Source organism: Lacimonas salitolerans, from assembly GCF_042677865.1.
In the GTDB taxonomy this organism is placed as follows: domain Bacteria; phylum Pseudomonadota; class Alphaproteobacteria; order Rhodobacterales; family Rhodobacteraceae; genus Lutimaribacter; species Lutimaribacter salitolerans.
Map to the genome: position 1 here is coordinate 1 of NZ_JBHUDD010000014.1, position 4,486 is coordinate 4,486.

The 4,486-nt window shown below is 58.9% G+C and carries 4 protein-coding genes and 2 pseudogenes; 2 read left to right on the top strand and 4 right to left on the bottom strand.

Annotated features, from left to right (window positions below; all coding sequences use genetic code 11):
* A partial coding sequence (locus ACFTOW_RS01965; RefSeq protein ID WP_379912542.1) for an ATP-binding protein occupies positions 1-256 on the top strand: 256 nt, incomplete at its 5' end.
* A 158-nt stretch (positions 257-414) separates the two neighbouring features.
* Here the strand turns inward: ACFTOW_RS01965 and ACFTOW_RS01970 are convergent.
* The 3 genes and pseudogenes from ACFTOW_RS01970 to ACFTOW_RS01980 form a co-directional block, all read right to left on the bottom strand.
* Positions 415-585, bottom strand: a pseudogene (locus ACFTOW_RS01970) (IS3 family transposase); the annotation flags it as partial.
* A 5-nt stretch (positions 586-590) separates the two neighbouring features.
* Positions 591-1,421 carry an extracellular solute-binding protein gene (locus ACFTOW_RS01975; RefSeq protein WP_379912544.1) on the bottom strand — a complete coding sequence of 277 codons (831 nt, stop codon included), beginning with the start codon at positions 1,419-1,421 and terminating at the stop codon, positions 591-593.
* Between the two features lie 205 nt (positions 1,422-1,626).
* Complete coding sequence (locus ACFTOW_RS01980; RefSeq protein ID WP_379912546.1) at positions 1,627-3,366, bottom strand: chloride channel protein; 1,740 nt, start codon at positions 3,364-3,366, stop codon at positions 1,627-1,629.
* A gap of 231 nt (positions 3,367-3,597) precedes the next feature.
* On the opposite strand from ACFTOW_RS01980, the pseudogene ACFTOW_RS01985 reads away from it, so the two are divergent.
* Positions 3,598-3,879, top strand: a pseudogene (locus ACFTOW_RS01985) (transposase); the annotation flags it as partial.
* Between the two features lie 10 nt (positions 3,880-3,889).
* Here ACFTOW_RS01985 and istA read toward each other — a convergent pair.
* On the bottom strand, positions 3,890-4,486 hold a 597-nt coding region (gene istA, locus ACFTOW_RS01990; protein WP_379912548.1), incomplete at its 5' end, for an IS21 family transposase.

Here is a 4,486-nt window from a genome sequence, read left to right on the forward strand (position 1 = left end):
CAAGCAAATGACCGGAAACCAAACCACCCACACAAACCGCGAAATAGCCTTGCTCTTTCACCTGATCAGCAAACTGTATGAGACAACCAGCGTCATCATCACCACCAACCTCGAGTTCGGCGAATGGGTGTCGGTGTTCGGCGACGCCAAGATGACCACCGCGCTGCTGGATCGGGTCACCCACGACTGCAGCATCATCGAGACCGGCAACACATCTTACCGTTTCGCCCAAAGCAAATCCCGAACAAAATCCTGAACCAGAGAAAGCAAAGCCCACAGACGAGCTTGCTATATGGGGGCCGCTCGCCTGTGGGCTTTGCTCCCCTTCAGATGGGTCAGCTTTAAATGATCACACTGGGTCAGTTTTGAATGCAGATTGACACCAAACCCGCAGGCCACATAGACAAAGCCCTACCATGTGGACACGTAGGTAAAATCGCTGACCCACAGCAGGTTCGGCGCAGGCGCCCGGAACACACGGTTCACCTTGTCGCGCGGACAGGGTGCTGACGTGTCCGGAACCGTTGTTTTGACCACCTTGCCGCGCACAGCGCCACGGATGCCGATTTGCTTCATCAGGCGCTCAGTAACTACGGCCTGACGCTCAGAGTATCACCAACTTTCGCGCTTTTCTGAGGACCCAGCCCGGCAAGACCTATACCCACATGAGCCCGGGCGCGAGCGTACCAAGACGCATCGCGCCAAAGCGCCGGAACATGTGCGCCCGCATCGTCGGCAAGCACCGTAACAAGGGCGCCGACGGGGCGCGGCATATCTGACATTACACGCCCGTCCGGCACCTCAACCCATGAGAGGCGCAGCCCGATCTGTCCAGCCTGCAACACCACCGCGGCATTACCAGCAACCGATGCAAGCTCAGCTGTGGTCGCCACGGCCATCGAAACCTCGCCCGCGGCCAGAAGCCGTGCAGCCTCGGCGTCGTTTTCAACCCAGACGATGTTGGGGGCGATCTCGACAAGCGCCTCGCGCGCCAGCTGCATCCCGCGCTTTGAACTCAGGATGTCATAGATCTGCATTTCGGGTACGCCGCGTCCCAGGATTGCCCATTCTAGCAGGGCATGAGGCGGCCATTTCACCGCGCGGCGGCCGGGAAACGACGCGGTATCAAACACCGCAAGCCCAGTTTCGGGAGGCGAAAGCGGAAAAGCATCAAGACGGTACGCAAGTGCCTCGAAACGGGGCTCATACATCAGCGCGCAGGCGCTTTGGCCTCTTCCGTGGGCCGGCCGCCAAGCAAAGATTTCGTAGAGGGCCGACGCGGCGTTCCCGCCTGTGGACACTTTCTTTAGCGCACCGGCACCGCAGGCCGCAATTTCCGAAGTCTCGTCAAGGGCGATGATATCCCATCCAGCCAAGGTGGCGCGGGCAATCGCGACACGTGCCCCGCTCAGGGCACCCATACCGGGCCCGCTCGCGCTAGCGGGGTCGACGACAACACGCACCTCATGCTGGAAAAGATGCGAAAGCCGCTCGTTCCGTGCAGGATTGTTGTCAGGGGCGGCCAATAAAATGGGCGTCTGGGCCAGGGCCGATCCGCATAGCGACCCTATCAGACCACACACTGCCATCGCCTTGTGTAGGGCGCGTCCCGCGGCACGGTTTAGTTCAAAGACCGGCATTCTCTTCGCTTCTGAGTTTGGCCACAATATCGAGATAGGCACGCACGATCGCCGCTTCGGTGACCACCCCCACCAGCCGCTGGCTGTCGTGGTCAACAATCGGGATCGCATCGCCCACGAAATCTTCGAGCAGACGCATGGCATCGCGGACGCTCGTGTCGGCATCGAACACAAGCTGCGCCGGGCGAAGGATCTCGGCCACGGGCGCGGACGAGCTTGCATCAAGGTCGATGATGCGAAGATAGCCCTGAAACAATCCTTCGGCGTCCACTGCGTAGCCTTCGCTCCAGCCATGGGCGTCAAGTTCGGCGCGCACCGCTGCCTGGCCTGATCCAACCTCGAAGATCGGCGCCTGCTTGGCGGCATAGTCACGCACCGGCAGCCCGGACAATTGCGCCTCGGCTCGTCCCTGCGACAGGTCACAGCCACGCAGTAGAAGTTGTATGTCAAAGAGCGAGCGCCCGAAAAAGCGGAAGGCCACGACATTGGAGAATACAACCACCACCATCGAGGCGATGGACAGCTCGTAGCTACGGGTGAGTTCAAAGACGATCAGAATTGCGGTGAGCGGCGCGCCTATCACCGGGCTCGTTACGGCCATCATCGCGCTGATAACATAGACTGTAAAAGCGGCGAGCCCTTCAATGCCCAATGCGGTCAGCCCCGTCCAGACCAGCCCTCCCAGCATCGCGCCGATGATCAGCGCCGGGCTGAACACCCCCCCGACAAAGCCCATGCCAATGCAGACCGCGGTAAGCACGATCTTGCCCACGAGGATCATCGCCATCTCGGATGCTGCAAAGGCGCCCTCGATGGTGGCAAAGCGCAGCGTGTATTGTCCGAGCCCGGTAATCTCAGGCAGCCACAATGCGCACAGGCCGACCACAAGGCCGGCGACGGCGCCGCGCGCCTCGGGCACCAGCTTGATACGTCCGCCGATCCGTGCCCCAGCCAGCAGCGTGCGCATATACAGGATCGAAACCGCGCCGCAAAGCAGGCCCATAAGGGCGAAAACTGCGAACTCGGGGGCTTTCAGGCTGACACCGGTCTGCACCACGAATACAGGTGCCCGCTCGAACAGAACGTTGGCGACAACATAGCCCACCGTCGACGCAATCGTGACCGGCGCAAACGACTGCATCGAGTAGTGGCGCAAGATCGCCTCATGGGCAAAGACAAGCCCGGCGATGGGGGCGTTGAATGCTGCCGAAATGGACGCGGCCACCCCGCAGGCAATGGCGATGGCGTTGACGTTGGGCACCGCCAAGCGCAACTTCTCGACCATCCCTCCGATCACCGCGCCCAGAAAGACCATCGGTCCATATTGCCCGACCGAGGCCCCCACACCGAGAGACCCCAACGCGCCCAGCGTAACGATCAGGCCAGATCGGGTATCGGGCATTGGTTTCTGAAGCTGCACGGCAAGGATGGCATCGGCGGGGCCTGCGGGCCTGTGGATGGGCGCAAGCCGGAACACGATGAAGCTGACCACCGCTCCACCTGCTATGGGCACCGCCAGCGTGATCACCAGTAGTGCCAGGGGTGAGAGCCCCGATTGCACCTTGGCGTATGCACTGACTAGCAGCAGATCGTTGAGCCACAGAACTGCTTCGACAAAGGCAATGGCGGCAACGGCAGTGACCGCGCCAATCACAAACCCCACTGTTAACACGGTGATGATACGTTGAACCGTCGTGGATGGCGTGACGCGCGCGGCACTGGCCATTTGGTCAGGCACATGCACTATCATATCATCTCCTCAGCTTTCTCAAGATTTCATCTGCAGAAAGCGTGCCAAGATGATGTTTGAACTGTGTCGTGTCCACGGGCCGATATGGAACGTGACCTAACCCGAATTATGCACGAAGGGTTGGTGCGGGTAGCATAACCTTTTGAAATGCTGTATTTTTGTGGTGCTTAAGCCAAGAAACGCAGATTTCAGGAGCCACCCCTCACCATGAAGCAGTCTACCCCCATCGCACCAGTTTTGTCACCCCTCAACGGTAAGCCAATTCTGCTTAATTTTGACGGGGTGGATATGAGTTCGGATGCAGGTCTGACACTGCTGCGCGAGGTTGAGCGACGCCATGATCTTGCAGGTCTTCTGGCATCCTGCCTCACGGATACGCGTCATCAGGGGAAGGTCAGGCACAGCTTTGAAGATATCCTCAAGTTCCGAATGATGATGATTGCTGCGGGCTATGAGGATGGCTGTCAATCTGCATTCAAAACTGACCCAGTGTGATCATTTAAAGCTGACCCATCTGAAGGGGAGCAAAGCCCACAGGCGAGCGGCCCCCATATAGCAAGCTCGTCTGTGTGACGTAATGGTTCATCAAGGCCAGAAAGCGTGGGTGAAAGACCCAATCTTTCGATCGCGAGACAAAAGTCACCATGGTTTTGGGGTTGTCGATGATCACCCGGCGCGGAACGCCGCCGAAGAAAGACAGCGCCCGTGCAAAGGCATCCAGCACCATCTCCTGCTTCTCGTTCATGTAGGCCACAACAAAGGGTTTGCGGCTGTGGCACAAGCGGAAATGGGCGACGTGAACCTTGTGTTGGACACCGTCTAAGAGGACATATTCTTCGCTCCAGTCGAACTGAAGCGCATCCCCCGGCGCGAAATAGAGCGGGATGAATGCATCAGTTCCGTCGGTTCCAGATGACTTCTTGAGCTCACTTACCAAGCGCTGAACTGGTGAATAGGAGCCGGTGTAGCCTTCCGCAACAAGCACCTCATAGAGTTTCTTAGCTGTGCGACGTTCACGGCGTCGAAGATGTAGATCGTGCTCAAAAAGTTCCCGCAAACGCGCATCAAATGCCGCGTTCAACTTGGACCCGACACG

Bases quoted from the DNA above. Each gene is read 5' to 3' on its own strand.
- ACFTOW_RS01975 (WP_379912544.1), bottom strand. From the start codon at position 1,421: ATGGGTGCCCTGAGCGGGGCACGTGTCGCGATTGCCCGCGCCACCTTG.
- ACFTOW_RS01980 (WP_379912546.1), bottom strand. From the start codon at position 3,366: ATGGCCAGTGCCGCGCGCGTCACGCCATCCACGACGGTTCAACGTATC.